The organism is Paraburkholderia flagellata, from assembly GCF_021390645.1.
Classification (GTDB): domain Bacteria; phylum Pseudomonadota; class Gammaproteobacteria; order Burkholderiales; family Burkholderiaceae; genus Paraburkholderia; species Paraburkholderia flagellata.
On sequence record NZ_JAJEJT010000001.1, the window covers coordinates 2,775,172 to 2,799,453 of the forward strand.

General features: G+C 65.3%; 20 protein-coding genes. 11 read left to right on the forward strand and 9 right to left on the reverse strand.

The window, feature by feature from the left end:
* Positions 1-12: 12 nt before the first annotated feature.
* Positions 13-744: a DsbC family protein gene (locus L0U83_RS12425; RefSeq protein ID WP_233883002.1), complete on the reverse strand. Its 732-nt coding sequence runs from the start codon at positions 742-744 to the stop codon at positions 13-15.
* Positions 745-930: 186 nt separating this feature from the next.
* Positions 931-2,103, reverse strand: coding sequence for a UbiH/UbiF family hydroxylase (locus tag L0U83_RS12430; RefSeq protein ID WP_233883004.1), 1,173 nt, complete (start codon positions 2,101-2,103; stop codon positions 931-933).
* A 291-nt stretch (positions 2,104-2,394) separates the two neighbouring features.
* On the opposite strand from L0U83_RS12430, the gene ychF reads away from it, so the two are divergent.
* Positions 2,395-3,489, forward strand: coding sequence for a redox-regulated ATPase YchF (ychF, locus tag L0U83_RS12435; RefSeq protein WP_233883010.1), 1,095 nt, complete (start codon positions 2,395-2,397; stop codon positions 3,487-3,489).
* A gap of 118 nt (positions 3,490-3,607) precedes the next feature.
* On the opposite strand, the gene L0U83_RS12440 is transcribed toward ychF, so the two are convergent.
* Complete coding sequence (locus L0U83_RS12440) at positions 3,608-5,800, reverse strand: two-partner secretion domain-containing protein (protein WP_233883012.1); 2,193 nt, start codon at positions 5,798-5,800, stop codon at positions 3,608-3,610.
* Positions 5,801-5,858: 58 nt separating this feature from the next.
* Complete coding sequence (locus L0U83_RS12445; RefSeq protein ID WP_233883014.1) at positions 5,859-7,580, reverse strand: ShlB/FhaC/HecB family hemolysin secretion/activation protein; 1,722 nt, start codon at positions 7,578-7,580, stop codon at positions 5,859-5,861.
* Between the two features lie 409 nt (positions 7,581-7,989).
* Between L0U83_RS12445 and ettA the strand changes: the two genes are divergently transcribed.
* Together ettA and L0U83_RS12455 are read left to right on the forward strand one after the other, a co-directional pair.
* On the forward strand, positions 7,990-9,654 hold the full coding sequence (gene ettA / locus L0U83_RS12450; RefSeq protein WP_233883016.1) for an energy-dependent translational throttle protein EttA: 1,665 nt from the start codon (positions 7,990-7,992) through the stop codon (positions 9,652-9,654).
* A gap of 157 nt (positions 9,655-9,811) precedes the next feature.
* Positions 9,812-10,978, forward strand: a complete 1,167-nt coding sequence (locus tag L0U83_RS12455) for a DUF748 domain-containing protein (RefSeq protein ID WP_233883018.1) — start codon at positions 9,812-9,814, stop codon at positions 10,976-10,978.
* Positions 10,979-11,018: 40 nt separating this feature from the next.
* Here L0U83_RS12455 and L0U83_RS12460 read toward each other — a convergent pair whose 3' ends face one another.
* The 3 genes from L0U83_RS12460 to L0U83_RS12470 all read right to left on the reverse strand — a co-directional run bounded on the left by L0U83_RS12460 (position 11,019) and on the right by L0U83_RS12470 (position 13,859).
* A complete protein-coding gene (locus L0U83_RS12460) occupies positions 11,019-11,642 on the reverse strand; it encodes an HAD family hydrolase (protein WP_233883020.1) in 624 nt (207 codons plus the stop codon).
* Between the two features lie 64 nt (positions 11,643-11,706).
* Entirely contained in the window at positions 11,707-13,521 is a 1,815-nt protein-coding gene (locus L0U83_RS12465; protein ID WP_233883022.1) for an aminopeptidase P family protein, read from the reverse strand.
* Positions 13,522-13,601: 80 nt separating this feature from the next.
* Positions 13,602-13,859 carry a hypothetical protein gene (locus tag L0U83_RS12470; protein ID WP_233883025.1) on the reverse strand — a complete coding sequence of 86 codons (258 nt, stop codon included), beginning with the start codon at positions 13,857-13,859 and terminating at the stop codon, positions 13,602-13,604.
* A 195-nt stretch (positions 13,860-14,054) separates the two neighbouring features.
* Here L0U83_RS12470 and L0U83_RS12475 point away from each other — a divergent pair, with 195 nt between their 5' ends.
* The 7 genes from L0U83_RS12475 to L0U83_RS12505 all read left to right on the forward strand — a co-directional run bounded on the left by L0U83_RS12475 (position 14,055) and on the right by L0U83_RS12505 (position 20,379).
* Positions 14,055-14,801: a response regulator transcription factor gene (locus tag L0U83_RS12475; protein ID WP_233883027.1), complete on the forward strand. Its 747-nt coding sequence runs from the start codon at positions 14,055-14,057 to the stop codon at positions 14,799-14,801.
* 27 nt (positions 14,802-14,828) lie between these two features.
* Positions 14,829-16,208 (forward strand): glutamyl-tRNA reductase, encoded by a 1,380-nt coding sequence (gene hemA, locus L0U83_RS12480; protein ID WP_505882961.1) that lies wholly within the window; start codon positions 14,829-14,831, stop codon positions 16,206-16,208.
* A 105-nt stretch (positions 16,209-16,313) separates the two neighbouring features.
* On the forward strand, positions 16,314-17,396 hold the full coding sequence (gene prfA, locus L0U83_RS12485; RefSeq protein ID WP_233883031.1) for a peptide chain release factor 1: 1,083 nt from the start codon (positions 16,314-16,316) through the stop codon (positions 17,394-17,396).
* Positions 17,397-17,409: 13 nt separating this feature from the next.
* Positions 17,410-18,279 (forward strand): peptide chain release factor N(5)-glutamine methyltransferase, encoded by an 870-nt coding sequence (prmC, locus tag L0U83_RS12490; RefSeq protein WP_233883032.1) that lies wholly within the window; start codon positions 17,410-17,412, stop codon positions 18,277-18,279.
* An 84-nt stretch (positions 18,280-18,363) separates the two neighbouring features.
* On the forward strand, positions 18,364-18,675 hold the full coding sequence (grxD, locus tag L0U83_RS12495) for a Grx4 family monothiol glutaredoxin (protein WP_158758724.1): 312 nt from the start codon (positions 18,364-18,366) through the stop codon (positions 18,673-18,675).
* Between the two features lie 135 nt (positions 18,676-18,810).
* A complete protein-coding gene (locus L0U83_RS12500) occupies positions 18,811-19,434 on the forward strand; it encodes a UbiX family flavin prenyltransferase (RefSeq protein WP_308445034.1) in 624 nt (207 codons plus the stop codon).
* 150 nt (positions 19,435-19,584) lie between these two features.
* Positions 19,585-20,379 (forward strand): DODA-type extradiol aromatic ring-opening family dioxygenase, encoded by a 795-nt coding sequence (locus tag L0U83_RS12505; protein ID WP_233883035.1) that lies wholly within the window; start codon positions 19,585-19,587, stop codon positions 20,377-20,379.
* A 109-nt stretch (positions 20,380-20,488) separates the two neighbouring features.
* Here L0U83_RS12505 and L0U83_RS12510 read toward each other — a convergent pair whose 3' ends face one another.
* On the reverse strand, positions 20,489-22,084 hold the full coding sequence (locus L0U83_RS12510) for an APC family permease (protein WP_233883037.1): 1,596 nt from the start codon (positions 22,082-22,084) through the stop codon (positions 20,489-20,491).
* 433 nt (positions 22,085-22,517) lie between these two features.
* Between L0U83_RS12510 and L0U83_RS12515 the strand changes: the two genes are divergently transcribed.
* The gene (locus L0U83_RS12515; protein ID WP_027797379.1) at positions 22,518-22,721 is read left to right on the forward strand and encodes a cold-shock protein; all 204 of its coding nucleotides are present in this window, start codon (positions 22,518-22,520) and stop codon (positions 22,719-22,721) included.
* A 166-nt stretch (positions 22,722-22,887) separates the two neighbouring features.
* Here the strand turns inward: L0U83_RS12515 and L0U83_RS12520 are convergent, their stop codons facing one another.
* Positions 22,888-24,147, reverse strand: a complete 1,260-nt coding sequence (locus tag L0U83_RS12520) for an Hsp70 family protein (protein ID WP_233883039.1) — start codon at positions 24,145-24,147, stop codon at positions 22,888-22,890.
* Between the last annotated feature and the right edge of the window lie 135 nt (positions 24,148-24,282).

Below are 24,282 nucleotides of genomic sequence, written 5' to 3' on the forward strand. Positions count from 1 at the left end.
TCGGGCGAGGCGTCAGTGTGCGCCGTTCAGTCCGCGTTCGAGCCGGTCGGCGCTGACCGCGCCCGGCAAGCGCGTGCCATCGGCGAGGATCACGGTGGGCGTGCCGGTCACGTTCATTTTCTGGCCGAGCGCGAGATTGCTGTCGATGGCGGCCGTGTCGCACGTGCCGGCCGCCGTGGGCGTCTTACGGTCGACCATCCAAGACTCCCACGCCTTCGCGCGGTCGGTCGAGCACCAGATCTGCTTGGCCTTCGCCGTCGAATCCGGCGAGAGCACCGGATACAGGAAGGTGTAGACCGTCACGTTGTCCACCGACTTCAGCGTGTTTTCGAGCTGATGGCAGTACGGACAGTTCGGGTCGGAGAACACGGCCATCTTGCGCTTGCCGTCGCCCTTCACGACCTTGACCGCGTTTTCGAACGGCAGCTTCGCGAAATCGACCTTGTTGATTTCGTTCAGGCGCGCCTCGGTGAGATTGCGGTGCGCCTTGGTGTCGATGAGTTCGCCGTTGAGCACGTAGTCGCCGTTGGCGTCGCTGTAGACGATCTGCGTGCCGAGGTTGATCTCGTAGAGGCCCGGCATGGGCGCCTTGCTGATGCCCTTGATGTCGCTGGCGTCGATGCCGAGGCGCGTCTGCAGCGCCGACTTGATTTTGTCGGTGGTCTGGTCGGCCTGGGCCGAACAGCCGAGCGCCGAGGTGGCTACCGCGATCACGAGCGCGGCAAATCGAATACGCGTTTGCATGGGATGCATTCCTGATTCGGGCGCGCCGCGCAGGGGCGACGCGCGCAGTGTTCCGTTGAATGGCCGGGCGGCATGCGCTGCGGGCGCGGCCAATATGCCCATTCTAAGCTGCACGAGGCCTCAAGCAACCGAAATGCCTGCTTGAGCGGTAAATGAGTGGCAAATGAGCGGTAAAGCCCGAGGATATCAGCCGAGCGCCGAGGCCACGAGCCAGCGCTTGAGCAGCGGCTGCGCGCCTACGAAGGCCATGCCCGTGTTGCGCACTGCGCGGGCGAGCGTGCCGGGGAACGAGAAAAGCCGCTGCAGGCCGTCGGTGGCGACGACGAGCTTCTGGATGTCCTCGCGGCGGCCGCGTTCGTAGCGGCGCAGCAGCACGATGTCGCCGAGATCGCGGAACGCCTCTTTCTTCGTGACGACGTCGACGAGCGCGGCAACGTCGCGTAAGCCGAGGTTCACGCCTTGGCCGGCAAGCGGGTGAATCAGATGCGCGGCGTCGCCGACCAGGGCGACGCGAGGCGCCACGAGCCGATCCACGGTTTGCAGCGAAAGCGGAAACCCGCGCGCAGGCGTGACGCATTCGAGCGAACCCAGCTGGCTTTGTGAAACGCGCTCCACTTCAGCGGCGAGTTGCTCCGGTTCGAGCTTGAGAAGCGCATCGGCGTGTTCGGTCTGTGCCGACCAGACGAGCGACACGTGCTGATCCGGCAGCGGCAGCAAGGCGACGATCTCGCCCTCGCGGAACCATTGGTACGCCGTTTCGCCGTGCGGCTTTTGCGCGCGGAAATTGGCAACCACGCCGGTTTGCCGGTAATCGCGCCGCTCGACCTTTGAGCCGATCTGCGCGCGCACCCACGAATGCGCGCCGTCCGCGCCGATCGCGAGGTCCGCTTCGATCGTGCGGCCATTGGCGAGGCCGATCACGGCCGCGTCGGGTTTCACGTCGAGCGTCTCTGCGCGCGTGTCGATCCACGCGAGATTGGGCTGGAAGTGCAGCGCGGCGTCGAGCGCGCGCTCGATGACCGACGACTCGGCAATCCACGCGAGCTGTGCAACCGACGCCTGGTACGCCGAGAAATGCAGCTCCGCCGCAGCGTCGCCGAACACGCGCATGGCGTAGACGGGCGTGAGGCGCGCGGCGTCCGCGGCCTGCCAGACCCGCAGCCGCTCGAACAGCGCCTGCGAGCTGCGCGAGAAGGCGTACACGCGCGCGTCGAACACGGCTCCCGCGGGCAACGGCGCGCACGGCTGCGCGAGCAGCGCCACGCGCAGGCCGCCCTGGGTCAGCGCGAGCGCCGCCGACTTGCCGACGAGCCCGCCGCCGATCACGGCGACATCAAAGGTCTGGTTGCTTGCTGTCATGCGCGCATTATAGCCGCGGGCGCTTGTCTGACAGGGCCGGAAGGGCGTTGTGTTGCGGCGCAGCAAGGGATCGCAAGACGACATCGCGCGGGCAAGGCGACGCCTGCGGCTAACCCTTACCCGGACGAGGTTACAATTACGGTTTTCGTGACTCCGCCTGACCGGTGTCACGCCCCCCGACGTGCCACCTGCGCCGCCCCGCCCGCCGCTCCCGCTTTCGCGAGACGCCCGGCCCCGGGCGCTTCGCGCGCGGCGAGCCGCACGTCACCACCCTGACATGCAGAGATTTTCATGAGCCTCCAATGCGGCATCGTCGGCTTGCCCAACGTCGGCAAGTCCACCCTCTTCAACGCGCTGACCAAGGCGGGCATCGCGGCCGAGAACTACCCGTTCTGCACCATCGAGCCGAACGTCGGCGTGGTCGAAGTGCCGGATCCGCGCCTGAAGGCGCTCGCGGAAATCGTCAAGCCCGAGCGCGTCGTGCCGGCCGTGGTCGAGTTCGTCGACATCGCGGGTCTGGTCGCAGGCGCGAGCAAGGGTGAAGGCCTCGGCAACCAGTTCCTCGCGAACATCCGCGAAACGGATGCGATCACGCACGTCGTGCGCTGTTTCGAGGACGAAAACGTGATCCACGTGGCGGGCAAGGTCGACCCGATCTCCGACATCGAAGTCATCAACACCGAACTCGCGCTCGCCGACCTCGGCACCGTCGAAAAGTCGCTCACGCGCTACTCGAAGGCCGCCAAGTCGGGCAACGACAAGGAAGCGGCGAAGCTCGTCGCCGTGCTGGAAAAGGTGCGTGCGCAACTCGATCAGGCGAAGCCCGTGCGCGCGCTCGCCCTGAACGACGACGAGCAGGCGCTCCTCAAACCGTTCTGCCTGATCACCGCGAAGAAGACGATGTACGTCGCGAACGTGAAGGAAGACGGCTTCGAGAACAACCCGCACCTTGACGCCGTGCGCAAGCACGCCGAAGCTGAAGGCGCGCCGGTCGTAGCCGTGTGCGCGGCGATCGAAGCGGAAATCGCCGACCTCGACGACGAGGACAAGCTCGCGTTCCTCGCCGACATGGGCATGGAAGAGCCCGGCCTCGACCGCGTGATCCGCGCGGGCTTCAAGCTGCTCGGCCTGCAAACGTACTTCACGGCCGGCGTGAAGGAAGTGCGCGCGTGGACGATCCATATCGGCGACACGGCGCCGCAAGCCGCTGGCGCGATCCACACCGACTTCGAGCGCGGCTTCATCCGCGCGCAGACCATCGCGTTTAGCGACTACATCCAGTTCAAGGGCGAAACCGGCGCGAAGGAAGCCGGCAAGATGCGCGCCGAAGGCAAGGAATACGTCGTGCACGACGGCGACGTGATGAACTTCCTGTTCAACGTCTAAGCGTCGAACCCGGCGCGCGCCCCGCGCTAGTCCGCACAAGAAAGCCCGCTCGAGAGCGGGCTTTGTTTTTTGCCTGACTCCGGCATCGATCAGCGCATGCGGGAGGCAGGCAGTTTGCTTAGCGCATGGCTTGCGTCGTTACGCCCACCACCACGCCCGGTACAACGGTCGCGCCCGTGCGCGACGTGCTGGCCGTGTAACCGTAGAAGTAGCCATCCGGGGCCCAGAAGCCCGATGCGTATTGATTCGGATCATAGGCCTGCGGCGTAACCCGCACGTAGTCCGGACCCGGATCGAACGCGATCGGTGCGGGAACCGGCGGCGGCGGAACGTCACCGCCAGTCGCACCGCCGCTCGTACCACCGCCGCTCGGCAACACCATCCCGTTTGCGCTCAGGCGGATATCCGCGTGAATCGGCGCCGCAATCGTGCCGTTCGTGTTCGACAGCGAACCGGCGCTGCCGTCGATCACGGTCTTCGAGGTGATCGAGCCGCCGTCGTTGACGAGCTTGTCGTTCACCGCAAGCGTCACGTCACGCGCAGCGGCAATCGAACCCGCTGCATTGTCGAGCGAAACGGCGCGCAGCCCGAGAGCGTCACCCGATACGATGCGACCGCCGCCGTTGCGCACGTCCATGCCCGCGACTTGCAGTGCACCGCGCCCGGTTGAGATCACGCCGTTACGGTTGTCGATCGGGCCCGCCTGCAGCGTCAGCGCGTCGTCCGACTTGAGCGTGCCGTTCGTGTTCGCGAACGCGCCCTGCACGTTCACGTTCGCGCCGTTCTTAGCCGTTATCGCGCCGCCCGCGTTGTTCAGGTCGCCCACGACGTTGAGCCGCGCCGTGCCTGCCGACATCGTGCCCTTCGTGTTGTCGATGCCTTGCGCGTCGAGCGAGAGCATCTGGCCCGCGTTCAACGTTCCGCCCGCGTTGACGACCCGCGCGCCTGAAGCGTACACGTCGCCCTGGAGCACATTGATCTCGCCCTTGCTGTTGTCGAGCGTCGCGCCGGCGAACGTCACGTTGTTCTGCGCGCTCAGCTTGCCGTTGGCGTTGGCGAACGTGTCCTGCGCGTTGATGCGCGCGTCGCCGCCGGAACTCAGCGTGCCCGCATTATCGATACGGTTGGCGTACATCGTCAGCGTCTGGCCGGCCTTGACGGTCGCGCCGTTGTTGACGATGGTTTGCCCGTTCAATGTGAGCGTGGCCGCGCTCACGTTACCGCCGCCGAGCGTCAACTGATTGCCACCCAGCGTCGCCTCGCGGTTCGCGCTGATCGTGCCGCCGTTGTTCACGAACGATTGCATGCCGTTCATGCTCACACCGTCGCCGCTGACCGTGCCGGCATTGGTCACGTTCACGCCGTTCATGTTGACGCCGCTGCGCGCCTGCATGCGGCTGCCCGCGCCGATCGTCACATCGCCGTTGCTGGAAACGTCGAGTCCGCCGTTGAGCGAACTGATCGTGCCGTTATCGCGCACGCCCATGCCGGCCTCGGTCCCGATAAGACGCACCGCACCGTCGCCGTACATGCTGCCGAGCGCCTGCACGTCGATCGCCACTTGCGGCGCCGCGCCCGTGCCCGACTGCGCCACAGCGTTCTTCGACGCGTAGTCGACGCGGTTCGCTCCCGCGACTGCATCGATCGACTTCGCCTGCACCTTGCCGTTGATGACCATCGCGCGCGAGATCAGATCGATCGCGCTCGTCGAGCCGTCGAGGCCCTTGCCCTGCACCTCGATCTTGCCTTGCTTCACGTCGAACGCCTGCAGCGAGCCGTCGTTGGCGAGGATCGGCGTGCCCGTCGCGAGCGTGACGCGCGGCGCATTCAGGAAGCCACAGCCAGAGCAGGTGATGCCGGCCGGATTCGCCACCACGAGATTCGCCGCCCTACCGGCGATTTCGGTCGCGCCGAGCAGTTGCGACGGCGCGCCGCCCGTCACCTGCATCAGGATCACGTTCGCACCTTGCTTGCCCAGCGCCGCGTTGGCCGCCACGGCGCCGCCAGTTTGCGTCTGCACGGCCTGCGTCGCGTTATTGACGATGAGGCCGCCGGCTCCCACGTTGTATTGCGTGAACCGGTTGTTCGACACGCCAGCCGCGTTCGGCGCGACGATGTTGACGAGCTGCGTGCCATTGCCCGAGACGCCGAGCGTCGCACGCGTGGCCGCGCTGGCGTCGACGGTCACTTGCGCGCTGGCCGCGAACGGTTGCATGCCGAACGCGCATAGCGCGGCGAAGGCGCTCGCGCGCGCCGCGAACCACAGTGGTCTGTCAACGTGCGTAAAAAAATCAGGATTACTATGTTTCACCAATGCTTCCTTGTTTTCAAATGCAGCCGTGCGTCGGCTGAAAACCGTGGGGCTTCGGCTAGATCAAAGCAGTGATCTGCACGAGCAGGGTGGGCGAGCGGTTCGGAAACGCTTCGGGCTTGTAGACCGGCCAGCCGACCGAGACGTCATAGTTGACCGCCGCCGAGAGGCGGTTCTTCGGCGCTAGCGTGCCCTTGACACCCGCCACCATCCCCACGAGGGTGTCACCCGCCAGGTATTGCGTCGTCGGGCCGTGAACGCGGCCGGCGTCCAGTCCTGCATAGACGGCCTGCACGCCCCACGCCGTCGGCGCATACCAGTCGAGTTCGTTCGATACGGTCCAGCCGCTTTCGGCGGCGAGCGTCGACTGCTGGTCGAAGCCGCGCACCGCGTAGCGCGTACCGATCGTGAAATAGTCGGGCGCGGTGACGCGCGTGCGCGCGTTTTGTTTGGACCACGCGAACCGATAAGAAAGCGGTTGAGTGCCGATACGAAATGGCGCGAGCACGCTTAGCGACGCGGTTTCGAGCTGCTCGCGGCCATTGAACGGCGTGTCGCCGAGCGCGTAGCCGGGCTGGCGCGAGATGCCAGGCAGTGTTTCGCGCCAGCCCAATGACGCATCGACCTGCACGCGGCCGAAATAGTGCCGATGCGAGACACCCAGCTCGTAACCGTACACGTCGCGATCCTGCGGCTCGATCAACGTATCTCGCAGGTAGTTGTGATTGATCGCGCGGTATAGACGCGCGCGCATCTCAGTGCGCGAGTGCGGCCCGCGCTGCACGACGCGCGAGAACTGCACGCCTGCGCCCTTCTGCTGGCCGGAGTACTCCGCACTCCCTTGCGCGAGAGCCTGCGTTTGCCGATAACTCGCGCGGTATGCGTCGAGCGTGAGCATTCCATAGCCGAACGGCACGCTGTACGACGCTACGGCCTGATTGGCGCCTTTGTCCGGCACGCCGACATTCGCGGTCGTCAGTCCCGCGACCTGAAGCTGATCGTAAAGATGCAGCGGCGAATCGACGGTGAGCGCGGCGGACAACTCCTGGCGGCCCGTTGCGCCCTGCCCCGCGTTGTCGTAGCCGATGGCGGCCTGCCAGCGCCGGCCCGAGCCCGGATGCAGCACGATGTCCGATTCGTCCGGCCGCCCGCCGGGCATGATGTCGAAGCGCGCGTCGGCTTGCGACCCGAGGCGCCGGATGTTTTCGAGCGCCTGGTCGATGGCTCGCTGATCGAGCACGGCGCCTTCGCTTGACGGCAACGCGAGCGCAAGATTGCCGATCGCTTCGCCGTCGTCGCTCAGCTTTCCAATGCGTCCCGCCGTCACATCGAGCCGCAGCGTACCCGCCGCAAGCGACTGCTCGGGCACACTCACGCGTGACGTGATGTAGCCCGCGTCGATCAGTGCGTTAGAGGCCACCTCCTGCACTTGTTTCAGGCCGGCCACGCCCACGCACTGCCCTTGCACCGGCGCGACGACTGCTTCAAGCGAGCGAAACGGATTATTCGACAACTCGACCTTGTCGATCGCGAAGCACGGTGTCTGCGGCGGCAGCGACGAGAGGTCTGCATTGATGGCGGACGGTTGCGCGTCACGCTCGCCGAGCACGTCGCCCAGTTCGCCTGCGCTCGCCGCGCTCTCGATACGTTGTTGCTGCACGCGTTGCGTGCCGTTTCCCGGCAGCACGTCGACGCGCGGTGCCTCGCTTTGCGCGAAAGCCGGCGAAGCGAGCACGGTCAGCCAGGCGGCGGCGAAAGTGTTCGAGCTTCGAGCGCGCACCACAAAGGACTCCAGAACTGAAAGGACGCTGAGCTTATCGAGCGGTACATTTGAAATCCAGTGAAAGCGTGTTGAAATATTTGAATTTCAAGCATTATTTCGAATTCCCGACGTCCTCTGCGCGCATTCGCACAGCGGCCGCGCAATGCGCGAAGCGTGCCGAGGAAACCGGCCGACATCCGCGTTCTGCTGCGCCTGACACGCGCGTGATGCCAGCGTCTCGCTGACATGTGCCGTCACGTGCGCGGCAGAAGCGACGCACTTTCGCGCGTCACAAAGCGCGCAGCCGCTCTTCGCGCGTCCCGTCCGCGCTTTACAATAGCGCTTCGACGCAGCATCCCCATTTGCCGTCCGGGCGTAGCAACCGCACCGGTCCAGCCCTTTTTCCCTGTTTTCCAAAGACACTCTCATGGCCCAATACGTCTTCACCATGAACCGGGTCGGCAAAATCGTGCCGCCCAAGCGCCAGATCCTGAAAGACATCTCGCTGTCGTTCTTCCCCGGCGCGAAGATCGGCCTGCTCGGCCTGAACGGCTCGGGCAAGTCCACGCTCATCAAGATCATGGCCGGCGTCGACAAGGACATCGAAGGCGAAGCCACGCCGATGCCGAACCTGAACATCGGCTACCTGCCGCAAGAGCCGCAGCTCGACCCCGAGAAGACCGTGCGCGAAGCGGTCGAAGAGGGTCTCGGCGACGTGTTCAACGCGCAGAAGAAGCTCGACGAAATCTACGCCGCCTACGCGGAACCGGACGCCGACTTCGACGCCCTCGCCGCAGAACAAGCGAAGTACGAGGCGATCCTCGCGACGACCGACGGCAGCGCGGAACAGCAGATCGAAATCGCCGCCGACGCGCTGCGCCTGCCGGCCTGGGACGCGAAGATCGGCAATCTTTCGGGCGGTGAGAAGCGCCGCGTAGCGCTGTGCAAGCTGCTGCTCGAAAAGCCCGACATGCTGCTGCTCGACGAGCCGACCAACCACCTCGACGCCGAATCGGTTGAGTGGCTCGAACAGTTCCTCACGCGCTTCCCGGGCACCGTGGTCGCCGTGACCCACGATCGCTACTTCCTCGACAACGCAGCCGAGTGGATTCTCGAACTCGACCGCGGCTACGGCATTCCCTGGAAGGGCAACTACTCCAGTTGGCTCGACCAGAAGGAAGAGCGCCTGAAGCAGGAAGAAGCGACGGAATCCGCGCGCCAGAAGGCGATCAAGAAGGAACTGGAGTGGGTGCGCCAGAACCCGAAGGGCCGTCAGGCGAAGTCGAAGGCGCGTATCGCCCGCTTCGAGGAGCTGTCGAGTTCGGATTACCAGAAGCGCAACGAAACGCAGGAAATCTTCATTCCGGCGGGCGAGCGTCTGGGCAACGAAGTCATCGAGTTCAAGAACGTCAGCAAGTCTTACGGCGACCGTCTGCTCATCGACGACCTCAGCTTCAAGATTCCCGCGGGCGCGATCGTCGGCATCATCGGGCCGAACGGCGCGGGTAAGTCGACGCTCTTCCGCATGCTCACGGGCAAGGAACAGCCGGATTCGGGCGAGATCGTGCAAGGCCCGACGGTCAAGCTCGCTTATGTGGACCAGAGCCGCGACGCGCTGGCGTCCGACAAGACCGTGTTCGAGGAAATCTCGGGCGGCGCGGACGTGCTGACCGTGGGCAGGTACGAAACGCCTTCGCGCGCCTACATCGGCCGCTTCAACTTCAAGGGCGGCGACCAGCAGAAGATCGTCGGCAACCTGTCGGGCGGTGAACGTGGCCGTCTGCATCTGGCCAAGACGCTCATTTCGGGCGGCAACGTCCTGCTGCTCGACGAACCGTCGAACGACCTCGACGTCGAAACGCTGCGTGCGCTCGAAGACGCCCTGCTTGAATTTGCGGGCTCGGTCATGGTGATTTCGCACGATCGCTGGTTCCTCGACCGTATCGCGACGCACATCCTCGCGTTCGAAGGCGACTCGCAGGTCACGTTCTTCGACGGCAACTACCAGGAATACGAGGCCGACAAGATCAAGCGTCTGGGCGAAGAAGGCGCGCGTCCGAAGCGACTGCGCTACAAGCCGATCAGCCGCTAATCTGGCGAGATCGATAGCAAACAACGGCGGCCCGCGGGCCGCCGTTGTCTTTCTGGATGCATGCGCGGCATGGCGGTTGCTCGAAAGCCGCTACGCTCAAGGTCACTTGGTGTCACTTCGGGCTTGAACTCCGGCCATTCCCCGCAAGGAAATCCGTATGTCGATGCCGCTGCGCAACCGTGTTCTCCTTATCGTGGCGATCGCCGTCGCGCTGCTCGTGCTCGCAGCGCTCGGCACGCTCTACGCGCTGCAGCGCGAGGCAAAAGCGTACGTGGAGCGCGCGCTTGCGCCCGTCGGCACGGCCGCGAGCGTGAACGTGGCGTTCGATCTCTCGTCCGTCGAACTCACCGACGTGCGCCTCAAGCCCCCGCCCAACTGGCCCACCGCCGACACGCTGCGCGCCGCGCGCATCACGATCGCGCCAGACTTGCGCGCGCTCATCTCGCACCGCGTGCATATTCGCGACGTCATCGTGAGCGATTTCACGATGACAGTGCTGCGCCGGGAAAGCGGCACGATCCTGATCCTGCCGAAATTGCGCGAAGAGATGACACAAAGCGCCGCGCCCGCGAGCGACGCGAGCGGCGCGCAGGAAGCAAGCGGCTTGCCTCAGGAAAAGGTCATCGACCATATCGGCTTCGAAAACGGCACATTCGACTTCTACGACCGCTCGGTGAGCAATCCGCCGTGGCGTGTCACGGTGAACCGCGCGCAGGCGAGCGTCGACAATGTGCATCTGCCCGCGCTGACGGAGCCGACGCGCGTTTCGGTCACCGGCAATGTCGTCGGTCCGGAGCACACAGGGCGCATGACGTTCAGCGGCTGGATGCAGATCGCGAGCAAGGACTCGCAACTCCACACGACGCTGCGCGGCGTGGATGTGCGGACGATCGATCCCTATCTGCTGAAAAAGGCCGGAGCGAAGGCCAATGTGACGGGCGGCACGCTCGACCTCGATCTCACCTCGACCGTGCGCGGCTATCACCTGCACGCGCCGGGCACGGTCACGCTGCACAACCTGCAACTCTCGGAAGGCGGCGACGCCGTGGACACCTTCCTGTCGATTCCGACGCGCGCCGCCGTGGCGGCATTGGAGGCGCACAAGGGCGAGATCACGCTGCATTTCGTGCTCGACGGCAACCTGCGCGATCCGAAATTCAAGCTCAACGAGAACCTGATGACGCAAATGCGCGCAGGCTTCGCGCAGGCGCTCGGCGTGAGCGCGGAAGGTGTGGCGAAGGGCGCCGGGCAAACCGCGAAGAGTATCGCCGACGCGCTGCGCAGTCTGCTGCAGCCAGTGCCGCCGGCGCCCGCATCGAAATAACGCACGGGGCGGGGACTTCGGCCTGCGGACTGCAACCTGGTTAGACCGGCAGGCCGAGTTCGCGCAGTTTCGCGTCGGTGGCGGCGTTGCTCGTGTGGTGCACGCCGTGCCAGCCGAGCGCCGTGGCGGCTTGTGCGTTGTGCGCGTTGTCGTCGATGAAAACGAGCTCTTCGGGCTTCACGCCCGGCAACTGCGCTTCGATGCGGCGGAACATCTCGTGGAAAATCGCCGGGTCGGGCTTCACAAGCTTCACGCGGCCCGAAACGACGATGTCACGACAGCGCCGCAGGATGCCGAAGCGCTCCCACGCCCACGGAAACGTCTCCGCCGACCAGTTCGTGAGACCGAAGATCGGCACGCCCGCCGCCTCCAGGTGCTCGAAGGTGGCGACGCCGCCCTCGAGCAGCCCGCCGACCATCTCGTGCCAGCGATCATAGAACGCACGGATAAGCGCCTCGTGCTCAGGAAACTGCGCGACCAGTTCCTCGGTGCCCACTGCGATAGGCTCACCGCCGTCCTGGCGGATCACCCAGTCCATCTTGCAGACGTGTGTGAGGAACCAGCGCCGCTCGTCGTCGTTGGGGATGAGCTTGCGATAGAGATGCTCGGGACTCCAGTCCACGAGCACCCCGCCGAAATCGAACACCACTGCCTTGATCGCCATGCGCGTTTCGCTCCGCTTGATTGCCAGCTGATCGCTATCTGGATACCGGTGACCACCGGGGACATCAGATCGGCTGCGTGCGCTTTTCGAGCCACGCGAGCGCATCGCCGCTCACCTGTGGCGCCACGCGCACGCGCACCGTCTCGTGATACGCATTGAGCCATTCGCGCTCGTCCGCGCGCAAGAGCGCCAGATCGATGCAGCGCGTGTCGATCGGGCAGAGCGTGAGCGTCTCGAAGTCGAGGAAGTCGCCGAATTCGGTCGTTTCGGCGCGCTGGTTCAGCACGAGATTCTCGATGCGAACGCCCCACTTGCCCGGCCGGTAGATGCCCGGCTCCACCGAAGTGATCATGCCCTCTTCCATCGCGGTCCAGGGCTCGGCCGGCGCGTAATGCGAGATGACCTGCGGACCCTCGTGCACGTTCAGGAAGTAGCCCACGCCGTGGCCGGTGCCGTGGCCATAGTCCGCGCCCGCTTCCCAGATCGGCGCGCGCGCGATGGCGTCGAGCATCGGCGAGCGGATGCCGCGCGGGAACTTCGCGCGCGAGAGCGCCATCATGCCCTTGAGCACGAGCGTGAAGTCGCGCTTTTGCTCCGCGCTCGGCGTGCCCACGGGTACGACGCGCGTGATGTCCGTGGTGCCGTCGAGGTACTGGCCGCCCGAGTCGATGAGCAAGAGGCCATTGCCTTCGATCACGCTGTGCGATTCGGGCGTGGCGCGGTAGTGCGGCATCGCGCCGTTCGCGTTGAAGCCCGCGATCGTCGCGAATGAGAGGGACTTGAAGCCCGCGCGGCGCGCACGCGCGGCGGAAAGCTTTTCGTCGATGGTCAGCTCGGTGATGGTCTCGCGGCCAACCGCCGCCTCGAACCACGCGAAGAATTCGGCGAGCGCCGCACCGTCCTGCTCCATGGTCGCGCGCACGTGGTCGGCTTCGGCGGCCGTCTTGCGCGACTTGAAGAACGTGCTCGGATTGACCGACTCAACGAGCTTCACCGCCGACGACACCGCCTGCAGCAAGCCATACGTCACGCGGCGCGGATCGACGAGCAGCGTGGCCTTCGCGGGCAGCGCCGCGAGCGCGGCGGCGGCCTCGGCATAGGGCGCGACGCGCACCTTGTCTTTCGCGAGCGACTGCACGAGCGCCTCGCTCACCTTGCCGTCGGCGACGAAAAGCGTCGCGTCGTCCAGACCGATCAGCGCGTGCGCGACGAACACCGGGTTGTAGTTGACGTCCGCGCCGCGCAGGTTGAAGAGCCAGGCGAGGTCGTCGAGCGTGGAGACGAAGTGCCATTGCGCGCCCTTCTCCTGCATCGCGCGGCGCACCTGGTCGAGCTTGCCGGCGCGGCTCGTGTCGGCGTGCGGCGCGACGTGCTCGTACACGGGTTCGAGCGGCAGCGACGGACGGCCCTGCCAGACATCGTCGAGCAGATCGAGGTCCGTGCGCAGCGCGACGTCGCGCGCCGTGAGCGCATCGGTCAACGCGCGCGCCGAGGCCACGCCGAGCACCGCGCCATCCACGGCCACCGCGCCGCCTGCGCCCACGTTCTGCGCGAGCCAGTCGATGTGCGGCGCGCTCTGCTGGCCGCCCATCATCTTCATGAGCTGGATGCCGGTGCCGGCTAGTTGTTGCTCGGCCTGCACCCAGTAGCGGCTGTCGACCCATACGCCTGCGAAATCCTTCGTCACTACGAGCGTGCCCACCGAGCCGGTGAAGCCCGAGAGCCACTCGCGCCCCTGCCAGCGGCGCGGCAGGTATTCGGACAGGTGCGGATCGGCGGACGGCACGAGGGCGGCATCCACACCGGCGCGCGCCATCGCGGCGCGCAGGGCGGCAATGCGTTCGGGGATCGAGGAGGTTTCGGGGAGTCGGGCGTTCATGTTTTCACCTGCGAAGTATTCGATGCGGAAGATCTGGGTTCGGCCAAAGGCGGCGTTTGGGGCAAGCCGGCTGCGCGCGACTAGCTTGACCGCCCGCGCAGCGCCACGCACACGCCTACGAAAACGAGTGCGAGCGCCGTGCAAAGCGGCCACTGGAGTAACTCGCCATCGTAGAAAAGACCGGTCGCACTGCCGGCCGCGTTCGCGAGCGCCGCACCGACCACGCCGGCCACGACCGCCAGCACGAGTGAGTGACGTGCGGCTCGGCGCAAGGGATGGAGCCACCATCCCGCACAGCCCACCACCAGACCAAGAATGACAATACCGGGCCAGCCCATTAGAGACTTGTCCTATAGGTTTTCGGATAAGTCTGATAGGACCGCCGAAGCACGAGAGCTAGCATTTGTAACTTGGTTAGTCTCTTTTAAAACTGGAAAACGGTCGGCTCGGCGCTTCCCGCGTAGCGGTTGAGTGTAGGGGGCAGGATGGCGCAAGGCAAGCGCATCCGGGCCACTCCAGCCGCACTCTCTCGTATGCGAATCGCCCTTGTCGAACCAGACGCCCGTCAGGCCGAAACCCTCGTCCGCCTGCTCATTGCGGGTGGGCACGCATGCCAGCATTTCCCGCTCGGCGCACAGCTCTTCGAAACCCTCGAAGACGAAACCTTCGACCTTCTGATCGCGGCCTGGTGGTGCGGCGACGCTGGCGCGGACGACGTCATCCCCCAGGCGCGCAAGCTGCTCCCCGGTCTGCCCGCCATCGCGCTGATGCTCGCGCCCCATGAAAGCGAGATCGTCGCGAGCCTGCAGGCCGGTGCGGACGACTGCATTGCCAAGCCCGTGCGCGGCCCCGAAATGCTCGCGCGCATCGACGCGCTCCTGCGCCGCGCGGGCGTGCGCCGGCCGCGCAACCGCGCCCGCCATGGCTTTGGCGACTACCTCTTCGATTCCGGGCGTTACGAAGTGTCGTTTCGGGGTCAAACCGTCACACTCACGCCCAAGGAATACCGTTTCGCGCTGCTGCTCTTCACCAACGCATCGCGCCCCGTTTCGCGAGCGCGCATCCTCGAAACCGTGTGGAATCTGAACCGCGACGTTCGGTCGCGCACGCTCGACACTCACGCTTCCCGGCTGCGCAGCAAATTGCAGCTCGGGCCCGAACACGGCTGGCGTTTGACGACTTTGTACGGCTTTGGTTACCAGCTCGAAAGACTCCCCATATCACCCACTGAAATGTCGGACTCTGTCGACGCGAATGTCGGAAGCGAGGAAAAGTTATAATATCCGCCTAAATCTCGCCCCCATGGTATGCAGCTTCTAACGATCGGAATCAATCACCACACCGCGCCCGTCGCCTTGCGCGAACGCGTGGCGTTTCCGCTCGAACAGATCAAGCCCGCGCTCGCCCTGTTCAAGGAAGCGTGGTCCGGCAAGCGTTCGCTGAGCGCGCCGGAAGCCGCCATTCTCTCCACCTGCAACCGCACCGAGCTCTACTGCGCGACCGACGCGCAAAGCTCGCGCGACGCCGCCGTGAGCTGGCTTTCGCATTACCACGGCATCCGCGAAGAGGAACTTGCACCGCACGTCTACACGCTGCCGCAGTCCGAAGCGGTGCGTCATGCGTTCCGGGTGGCTTCGGGGCTCGATTCGATGGTGCTGGGCGAGACGCAGATCGTCGGCCAGATGAAGACCGCGGTTCGTACCGCGACCGAGGCCGGCGCGCTCGGCACCTATTTGAACCAGTTGTTCCAGCGCACCTTCGCTGTGGCGAAGGAAGTGCGCAGCACTACCGAGATCGGTGCGCAATCGGTCTCCATGGCGGCCGCCGCTGTGCGCCTCGCACAGCGCATCTTCGACAAGATCGCCAACCAGCGCGTGCTCTTCATCGGCGCGGGCGAGATGATCGAACTGTGCGCCGCGCACTTCGCCGCGCAGCAGCCGCGCGAACTCGTCGTCGCAAACCGCACCGCCGAGCGCGGGCGCTATGTTGCCGAACGTTTCGGCGGGCGCGCCATTCCGCTCTCCGACCTGCCCACGCGCATGCACGAGTTCGACATCATCGTCTCGTGCACGGCGTCCACGCTGCCCATCATTGGACTCGGCGCGGTGGAGCGCGCGGTGAAAGCGCGCCGGCACCGCCCCATTTTCATGGTCGACCTCGCGGTGCCCCGTGACATCGAGCCCGAAGTCGCCCAGCTCGAAGACGTGTTCCTTTATACCGTCGACGATCTCGGCACGATCGTGCGCGAAGGCAATGCATCGCGCCAGGCCGCCGTCGCGCAGGCCGAGACGATCATCGAGTCGCGCGTGGCGAATTTCATGCAGTGGCTCGACTCGCGCAGCATCGTGCCGGTCATCCGCCACATGCACACTCAGGCCGACACGTTGCGTCGCGCCGAGCTCGAACGTGCCCGCAAGATGCTCGCGCGCGGCGACGACCCGTCCGCCGTGCTCGAAGCGCTGTCGCAGTCGCTCACCAACAAGCTGATCCACGGCCCGACGCATGCGCTCAACACGTCGCGCGGCGATCAGCGCGACTCGCTCATCGAACTGATGGGCGGCTTTTACCGCCACGGCCAGCCGGCAAGAACAGACGACGCCGCACCGCCTGCGTCGGATGTCACGACCTCGCCGCGTTCCGCCGGCTCTACCGACTCGTCCGACTCTTCCGGCAGTTCGGACCGTTAGCGACGTTCGCGGTCGGGCGCGCGCCATGCGCGCCGTGCACAACCGGGCCGCACGCCCGCCTCTTCTCTCTCGCAGTCCTATCCGGAGTCCGCTCCGCACCGCCCGATGAAAACGAGCATGCAATCGAAGCTCGACCAGTTGACTACGCGCCTGGCCGAGCTAAACGACCTGTTGAGCCGTCCCGACGTGACCTCGAACCGCGAGCAGTACCGCAAGCTCACGCGTGAGCACTCGGAACTGGGGCCGGTGGTCGAGCACTACGGCCAGTGGCGTCAAGCCAAAGACGACGAGGCCGCGGCGAAAGACCTGCTCGCCGACGCCTCGATGCGCGACTTCGCCGAAGAAGAGGTGAAAGCCGCGCGCGAGCGCATGGCGCAGCTTCAGCACGAATTGCAGATGATGCTGCTGCCGAAAGACCCCAACGACGACCGCAACGTGTTCCTCGAAATCCGCGCGGGCACGGGCGGCGACGAGTCGGCCCTCTTCGCGGGCGACCTGCTGCGCATGTACCTGCGCTACGCGGAGCGCAGCCGCTGGCAGATCGAAATGATGTCGGCGAGCGAGTCGGATCTGGGCGGCTACAAGGAAGTGATCGTGCGTATTGCGGGCGAGGCGGCGTACTCGAAGCTCAAGTTCGAGTCGGGCGGCCATCGCGTGCAGCGCGTGCCCGCCACCGAAACGCAGGGCCGCATCCACACGTCGGCCTGCACGGTCGCGGTGATGCCGGAAGCCGATGAGATCGGCGAAGTCGAGATCAATCCCGCCGACCTGCGCATCGACACGTTCCGAGCCTCGGGCGCAGGCGGCCAGCACATCAACAAGACCGATTCGGCCGTGCGCGTGACGCACCTTCCGACCGGCATCGTGGTGGAGTGCCAGGACGACCGCTCGCAGCACAAGAACAAGGACCGCGCGCTCAAGGTGCTCGCCGCGCGCATCAAGGACAAGCAGTACCAGGAGCAGCACGCGAAGGAAGCGGCCACGCGTAAGAGCCTCGTGGGCTCGGGCGACCGCTCGGAGCGCATCCGCACCTACAACTTTCCGCAGGGGCGGCTCACCGATCACCGCATCAACCTCACGCTGTATCGCCTCGAAGCGATCATGGATGGCGACCTCGACGAACTGATCGGCGCGCTCGTTTCTGAGCATCAGGCCGAGCAGCTTGCGTCGCTGGGCGACGCCGATTGAGCGCGCACGAGCCATGAGCGAAGCCGTTACCGCCGAGGCGCTGCTGCGCGCCTCGCCGCTGCCCGCACTCGAAGCGCGCATTCTGCTGATGCATGTCCTCGTCTGGCGCCGCACCGAACTCATCACGCGCGGCGATGAGCCGCTCGACGCGGCCCGCGTGGACGCCTACCGCGCCCTCGAAGCGCGCCGCGTACAAGGCGAGCCGATTGCGCAGCTCGTGGGCGCACGCGAGTTTTACGGCCTCGACTTCGACGTGACGCCCGACGTGCTGATTCCGCGTCCCGATACCGAGCTGCTCGTGGAAACCGCGCTCGCGGCGCTCGAAGGCATCGCACAACCACGCGTGCTCGACCTTGGCACCGGCAGCGGCGCGATTGCGGTGGCGCTCGCCTCGGCACGGCCCGATGCGCGCGTTTGGGCCGTCGATCGTTCGGCAGCCGCGCTCGAAGTGGCTTCGCGCAACGCCGCGAAACTGCTCGACGCGGGGCGCCCCGGCGGCCCGCTCGCGTTCGTCGCGGGCAGCTGGTACGACACGCTCGACCCGGCGCTGCGCTTCGAGGCGATCGTCAGCAATCCGCCCTACATCGCGAGCGGCGACCCGCATCTGGAGCAAGGCGACCTGCGCTTCGAGCCGCGCGGCGCGCTCACCGACGAAGCCGACGGCCTCAGCGCCCTGCGCGCGATCGTCGCGGGCGCACCGGCCCGGCTCGCGCCGGCAGGCGTGCTCTGGATGGAGCACGGCTACGACCAGGCTGCCGCTGTCCGGGCGTTGCTGGAACGCGCCGGTTTCACGGACGTGCGCTCCGAGCGCGATCTGGCCGGCATCGAACGCATCAGCGGGGGGCGCCTGGCGCTGCGGGCCGACCAGAAGCGCGCCTCGTAGCGCCGGGCTCGCGCGAGCGAAATCCGCTATCATTTCATCCTGCATTCCAACGTATTCAGCATCAATTCAAACGCAAGGTCAGTCATGGACACCCAACAACGCATCAAGCAGATCGTCGACGAAAACGCCGTCGTCCTCTTCATGAAGGGCAACGCGCAGTTCCCGATGTGCGGCTTCTCCGGTCGCGCGGTGCAGATCCTGAAAGCCTGCGGCGTCGATCAGTTCAAGACCGTCAACGTGCTCGAGGACGACGCGGTCCGCCAGGGCATCAAGGAATTCTCGAACTGGCCGACCATCCCGCAGCTCTACGTGAAGGGCGAGTTCATCGGCGGCTCGGACATCATGATGGAGATGTATCAGAACGGCGAGCTGCAGCAGCTTTTCGCCGCGGCGTAATTGCCGGAAACGGGGCGGCATCGGGCGCAGCGCGTTGCGTCTGCGCCGTCCCGAGCGCACGGCACGCTACGCCGTCGCTTGTCATGAGGCGCTGGACGCCTCGCCTTCGCTTCGACTCCCGCCTGCCCGCCTGACGTGAATACCGCCTCCCCAGCCTCTTCCGCTATCGCACAATTGCCGCAACGCCGGCTGATCGTCGCGATCACGGGAGCCACCGGCTCGATCTACGGCGTGCGCATGCTCGACATGCTGCGGCGACTGGGCGGCGTCGAAACGCACCTGCTCGTTTCCGCCGCGGGCTGGCTCAACATTCAGCACGAATTGCAGCTCGCGAAGGACGATCTGCACGCGCGAGCAGATGTCGTGCATTCCGTACGCGACGTCGGCGCGACCATCGCTTCGGGCTCGTTCGCGACCGACGGCATGATCGTGGCGCCCTGCTCGATGAAGACGCTCGCGAGTGTCGCCCACGGTCTCTCCGACAATCTGATCGCGCGCGCCGCCGACGTCACGCTCAAGGAACGCCGCCGTCTCGTGCTGCTCGTACGCGAAACGCCGTTCAACCTCGCGCACCTGCGCAACATGACGGCCGTGACCGAAATGGGCGGCGTGATCTTCCCGCCGTTGCCGGCCTTCTACAACCAGCCGGCTTCGATCGATGAGATGATTGATCACACGGTCGCGCGCGTGCTCGACCTGTTCGCGCTCGGGCCCGCGCTCTCGCCCGCCTGGCCGGGGCTGCACGGCGGCGACGAGTAAGCGCCCACCGCATCTTCCTGCGCCGCGTCGATTATCAATGCCGGCGATACAATCAATTCCCTTTCGGCCCGTTTAATTCGCGACGGTTGGGTCGTATATTGATCGCAATACCATACTTTCGGACCGCCCCGGCGCGGCCAGCCCACGATCATGACCACCCGCACGCCTACCCTTTTCCTCTCGCACGGCGCGCCTACGCTGCCGATCGACCCGTCGCTGCCTTCCGGCAGCTTTACCGTGCTTTCGCAGCATTTGCCGCGACCGCAGTCGGTGCTCATGCTCTCCGCACATTGGGGCACGATGCGCCCCGCGGTGAGCACCGCCACGCAGCCTGAAACGATCCACGATTTCTACGGCTTTCCGCGCGCTCTCTACGAAATCCAGTACCCCGCGCCGGGCGCGCCCGAGATGGCGCAGCGCGCCGCGGCGCTGCTGCGCGAGCAAGGCGTTCCCGTCGACGAGGAAGCGCATGGCCTCGACCATGGCGCGTGGGTGCCCATGCTGCTGATGTTCCCCGACGCCGACGTGCCCGTCGCCCAACTCTCGGTCCAGCCGCGCGCCAACGCCGCGCATCACTTCGCGCTGGGCCGCGCGCTGCGCTCGCTGCGCGACGAAGGCGTGATGGTGATCGGCTCGGGCCAGATCACGCATAACCTGCGCGAGGCGGACTTCTCGGCGCGCCCGGAAGACGCCGACCCGCGCGTGGCGGAGTTCACGGAGTGGTTCGAGAACCACCTCGCCGCGCGCGACATCGACGCCTTGCTCGACTACCGCCAGCGTGCACCGCACGCCGCGCTCATGCACCCGACCGACGAGCACCTGCTGCCCGTCTTCGCGGCGCTCGGCGCAGCCGACGACGACTACACGCTCGGTGTGCAGTCGCTTGGCACCTACCAGCGTGCGCTCGCGATGACGAACTACGTGTTCGGCAGCGCCGTGCAATAACGCCGCTGCGAGCCGGCACACTGGCTGCGCGTTGGCTCACAAGGCAAAAAAAGCCCGCCTGAATCGCTTCAGGCGGGCTTTTTGTATTGTGCGACGCTAAGTCTGAGACTTAGTGCGCGCCGATGCCTTCGAGGACTTCGTCGTGCTCCTGGCGTTCCGCAAGGTAAGGCGAGCGATAGCCCGAATTCACGCCCCAGTAATAGAACACGAGCGAGATCAGCGCGACGACCAGCATGTCCCAGCCGTAGGGCAGCAGACCGCTGCCGCCGAACTGCTTGCTGCCGAGCAGCGAGAGGAGCGCCATGATCGGCAGGTATGCGCACAGCCACCATGCGGCCTTCAGATCCTGGCCCCAGCCGTCGAAGCCTTGCTTGCGCTGGAAGTAGAAGTACACCGGCAGCGCGACGACCATCAGCAGAATGATTTCGCCGGTCAGCGGCCACTTCGCCCAGTACAGGATCATCGACGCGCAGACGAACGCGAACGGCGCGATCACTTTCATGAACGGCACGCTCAGCGGGCGCTCGATGTCCGAGGCGGCGCGCTTGAGCGCCATCAGGCTGATCGGGCCGGTCAGGTACGAAATCACCGTCGCCACCGAGATCACCGCCGCGAGCGAACTCCAGCCGCGGAAGAAGAACATGAAGATGAACGAGACGAGCAGGTTGAACCACATCGCGTTACGCGGCACGCCGTAGAACGGGTGCACGTTGCCGAACATCTTCGGCATCGTGTTGTTGCGCTCCATCGCGTAGATCATGCGCGAGGTCGTCGCCATGTAGGTCGTACCGGTGCCGCTCGGGCTCACGAACGCGTCGACGTAGAGCAGGATCGCGAGCCAGTTCAGGTTCAGTGCGATCGCGAGTTCCGCGAACGGCGACTTGAAGTTGAACGTGTTCCAGCCCTTCGCGACGTCAGCCGGATTGACCGCGCCGATATAGGCGATCTGCAGCAGCACGTAGATCACGAGCGCGCAGAGAATCGAGCCAATGACCGCGAACGGCACGCTCTTGGCCGGATTGCGCGCTTCGCCAGCGAGGTTGATCGGGCTCTGGAAGCCATTGAACGCGAACACGATGCCGCTCGTGGCAACCGCCGTGAACACCGCCGACCAGCCATACGGCGCGAAGGTCGTCGTTTGGCCAAAATTCTCGTGGTGGAAACTTCCCGCCATCAGGCCGATGATCGTCAAGCCCGGGATGATGAACTTGAAGATCGTGATCGCGCTGTTCGCACGCGCGAACAGCTTCACACCCCAATAGTTGAGCATGAAGTAGATGATCACGAGAATCGCCGAGAGGCCGAGCCCTGAATGTGTCAGTGACCCGTCGACGAAGAGCGCGTGCGCCCACTCATAGGGCCAGGTGCTCATGTACTGGATCGAGGCTTCGGCTTCGATCGGGATCACCGAGACAATGGCGATCCAGTTGGCCCACGCACTGATGAAGCCCACCAGTGCGCCGTGCGAATAGCGGGCGTAACGGACCATACCGCCCGACTCCGGGAACATCGCACCGAGTTCAGCGTAGGTGAGCGCGATGGCCAGAATGACCACGGCGCCGATGATCCAGGCGCAGACCGCCGCCGGACCTGCAATTTTCGCCGCCTTCCACGCGCCGAACAGCCAGCCGGAACCGATGATCGATCCGAGGCCGGTAAACATCAGCGCGAACGGGCCGATGTTCCGTTGAATAGAACTTTTCACGTCTTCTCCTGTTTCAAGAGCAGCTCGACATCGCGTTTATCCCGTCTGTTTTGCGGGCGGGTTTCCTGCGGTTGTCGTACCTCCACACAAAAGATTGCGCCTGTAGGCGCAACTTCCGCGCGGCGCGTAGTTTAACCGGTTGCACCACAGAAGGGCGCCAAAAACGACCGCCTAATACAAAAAAGTCATTTGCTTATCAAGCTTTGTAAGGGTTGGTTTCGACCCTGTAGCAAAAAAATACGTACTTTCCCGGGGACCTAGTTGACCTTCGTGGCATTTAGCCGTATAAAGTTCGGGCAGGATTTCAAGCGGCGAGTGTGAATTGGTCTTTCGTAGTTCGCCCATCAACGGTACTCCGGCTGGTCCCATACCCCTTCCTTGATTTTCGTGCACCTCTCGGGCTTCGGCCTTCATTCATTTTTAGGAAAGTAATATGGAAACCGGTACCGTCAAGTGGTTCAATGACGCAAAGGGCTTTGGCTTCATCACTCCGGACGGCGGCGGCGAAGATCTGTTCGCGCACTTCTCGGAAATCAAGGTTGACGGCTTCAAGACGCTGCAAGAGAACCAAAAGGTTCAATTCGAAGTCCGCACGGGCCCGAAGGGCAAGCAAGCTGCCAACATCAAGCCGGTCTAAGTACTGCGCTTATTGGTTTGCTACGGCTTCCAGGATCTGAACGCCGCTTTTGCGGAGATCCTGACTAGCAAGCTTACCGAAAAACCCCACTCTTCTTCTCGAAGGTGGGGTTTTTTGTCGTCTGCGTTTTCCAGGTAATTCAACGGGGTTTAGGCACCCCGCGCGTTCAGCCGAAAAGGCGCTGTGCGTGAATGCCAAGGCCGGTTGCCACGCTGGCAAGACGGTCGCCGAACACGGCCTGCGACTGCGGAAACGCCTCCGCCAGCGCCTGCGTCAGAAACAAGAGGCCGGTCGAGCCGCCCGTGAAGTAAAGCGCGCTCACCTGCCCTGGCGCGACACCCGCCGCCTGCACCGTTTCACGCGCGGCCTGCACGATGCGCCGCGTCTCCTCGCGGCCCGCCTCGACGAGTTGCGCGTCGCCGAACGCGAGGCGCAGGTCCGCTTCGACCGCTTCGAGGTCGATCATCGTCTCGCCGCCCGCCGAAACACCGATCTTCGCCTCCTCCGCGCGCGCGGTGAGCGCGTGCCCCAGGCGCTCGTCGACCACGCGCATCAACCGGTCGTGATGGCGCGTGTCGGGGTACAGATGGCGCATGAGCTTCAGCTCGGTCGCGCGCTTGGGCGTGTAGATCGTGTTGATGAGGTGCCAGGTCGCCAGATCGAAATAGATGCGGTTCGGCACTTCGCGCCCTTCGGGGTCGAGCGACTGGTATCCCAGTTCGCGCAGGATGGTCGCGAGTTCGACGCGGCGGTCGAAGTCAGTGCCCGCCACATGCACGCCGTGGTGCGCGAGCACGTCGTCCTTGCGCTCGAGCCGCGTCATGCGGCCCGGCCCCACACGCACGAGCGAGAAGTCCGACGTACCCCCACCGATGTCGGCCACGAGCACGAGCCCTTCTTGCGCGAGGCGCGACTCGTAGTCGAACGCCGCCGCGATCGGCTCGTACTGGAACTCGATCTCGCGAAAGCCCACGCGGCGCGCCGCCGCTTCGAGCTGGTCCTGGGCAAGCTGGTCGGCGCGCGGGTCTTCGTCGACGAAGAAGACGGGGCGACCCAGCACAGCGCGCGTGATGGCCGCACCCGAGCAACGCTCGGCGCTGCGCTTCAGGTGCTCCAGAAAGATCGTAATGATCTCGGTATAGGGCATCGCGCTGCCGTCGCCGAGGTCGGTCGTGCTTTCGGCGAGCGGAGAGCCGAGGATGCTCTTCATTGAGCGCATCAGCCGGCCGTCGAAGCCGTCGATATAGGACGCAAGCGCCGCACGCCCGAATTCGCGGGTGTGTTCGTCGACGTTGAAGAACACCGCCGTGGGCAAGGTGGTGTGCGCGCCTTCCACCGGCGCGAGGCGCATCGCGCCGTCGGCCGCTGCCGGGAGCGCCACCGCCGAATTGGAGGTTCCGAAGTCAATCGCGCAGAAGCTGGTCATGGCAAGAGCGCGCCGCAGCGTATGCGCGCGCAAGTGAGGAAAGGTCGGGGGGATCGGCTTTGTAGCACGAAAGCGCGGCGCGGAGCAACCGCAGGCCCACGATGCGGCCCCGCAAGAAAAAAACGCGCGGGCCAT

Excerpts from the sequence above, each read along its gene's own strand:
- L0U83_RS12470 (WP_233883025.1), bottom strand. The coding sequence starts at position 13,859 with ATGGGCTGGCCCGGTATTGTCATTCTTGGTCTGGTGGTGGGCTGTGCG.
- grxD (WP_158758724.1), top strand. The coding sequence starts at position 18,364 with ATGGACACCCAACAACGCATCAAGCAGATCGTCGACGAAAACGCCGTC.
- L0U83_RS12430 (WP_233883004.1), bottom strand. The coding sequence starts at position 2,103 with ATGACAGCAAGCAACCAGACCTTTGATGTCGCCGTGATCGGCGGCGGG.
- L0U83_RS12425 (WP_233883002.1), bottom strand. The coding sequence starts at position 744 with ATGCAAACGCGTATTCGATTTGCCGCGCTCGTGATCGCGGTAGCCACC.
- hemA (WP_505882961.1), top strand. The coding sequence starts at position 14,829 with ATGCAGCTTCTAACGATCGGAATCAATCACCACACCGCGCCCGTCGCC.
- L0U83_RS12520 (WP_233883039.1), bottom strand. The coding sequence starts at position 24,147 with ATGACCAGCTTCTGCGCGATTGACTTCGGAACCTCCAATTCGGCGGTG.
- L0U83_RS12475 (WP_233883027.1), top strand. The coding sequence starts at position 14,055 with ATGCGAATCGCCCTTGTCGAACCAGACGCCCGTCAGGCCGAAACCCTC.
- L0U83_RS12515 (WP_027797379.1), top strand. The coding sequence starts at position 22,518 with ATGGAAACCGGTACCGTCAAGTGGTTCAATGACGCAAAGGGCTTTGGC.
- L0U83_RS12460 (WP_233883020.1), bottom strand. The coding sequence starts at position 11,642 with ATGGCGATCAAGGCAGTGGTGTTCGATTTCGGCGGGGTGCTCGTGGAC.
- L0U83_RS12455 (WP_233883018.1), top strand. The coding sequence starts at position 9,812 with ATGTCGATGCCGCTGCGCAACCGTGTTCTCCTTATCGTGGCGATCGCC.
- L0U83_RS12465 (WP_233883022.1), bottom strand. The coding sequence starts at position 13,521 with ATGAACGCCCGACTCCCCGAAACCTCCTCGATCCCCGAACGCATTGCC.
- ettA (WP_233883016.1), top strand. The coding sequence starts at position 7,990 with ATGGCCCAATACGTCTTCACCATGAACCGGGTCGGCAAAATCGTGCCG.
- ychF (WP_233883010.1), top strand. The coding sequence starts at position 2,395 with ATGAGCCTCCAATGCGGCATCGTCGGCTTGCCCAACGTCGGCAAGTCC.
- prfA (WP_233883031.1), top strand. The coding sequence starts at position 16,314 with ATGAAAACGAGCATGCAATCGAAGCTCGACCAGTTGACTACGCGCCTG.
- L0U83_RS12505 (WP_233883035.1), top strand. The coding sequence starts at position 19,585 with ATGACCACCCGCACGCCTACCCTTTTCCTCTCGCACGGCGCGCCTACG.
- prmC (WP_233883032.1), top strand. The coding sequence starts at position 17,410 with ATGAGCGAAGCCGTTACCGCCGAGGCGCTGCTGCGCGCCTCGCCGCTG.